The sequence below is a fragment of the Planomonospora algeriensis genome (genome assembly GCF_977012225.1).
The window spans coordinates 1-585 of sequence record NZ_CDRNDK010001053.1; the positions used below are offsets into that span (position 1 = coordinate 1).

Genomic DNA, 585 nt, shown 5'->3' on the forward strand with positions numbered 1-585 from the left:
CGACGCGCTGCGGGCGCTGGGCCGGGCCGGGGAGGGCGCCGGCGCGGCCGAGCTGGGCTTCGTCGGCCTGCTCGTCGGGGAGGGACGCGACATCGGGACGTTCCTCGCCTCGGCCCTCGGCCCTGTGGTCGATTACGACGCCCGCCGGGGCACCTCGCTGGTCGGCACCCTCACCGCCTATTTCGGCACCGGCGGCTCACTGTCGCGTACGGCGGAGGCCCTGCACATCCACGTCAACACCGTCACCCAGCGCCTGGACCGGATCGGCCGGCTCCTGGGGGCGGACTGGCAGGAGCCCGAACGCGCCCTGGAGCTCCAGCTCGCCCTCCGGCTCCACCGGCTCAGCCACCCCACCGCCTGAGCCGTCCCCGCGTGTCCTCCCGGCCACCCCATCCCGTCCCGACGGACGCGCCCCGGAGACCCACACAGGCTTCCCTCGGGGTATGGCGACGCGCCCCATAGGAGCGACGCTCGTCACTTCGTACGGTGAGCCGACCTCCCCCAACAGCGTCTCTCCCTGGTGAGTGAAGATGGTGACTCCTCCGCTCCCTGAAGGGAGCGGCTTCTCGCTAAGCCGCTTGCGCA

1 protein-coding gene is annotated in these 585 nt (G+C 72.8%); it reads left to right on the forward strand.

What is annotated here, in order from left to right; genetic code table 11:
• Nucleotides 1-361 (forward strand): PucR family transcriptional regulator (locus tag ACWJ6R_RS37755; protein ID WP_449066770.1); only part of this gene is annotated, 361 nt, incomplete at its 5' end.
• Nucleotides 362-585: the final 224 nt, after the last annotated feature.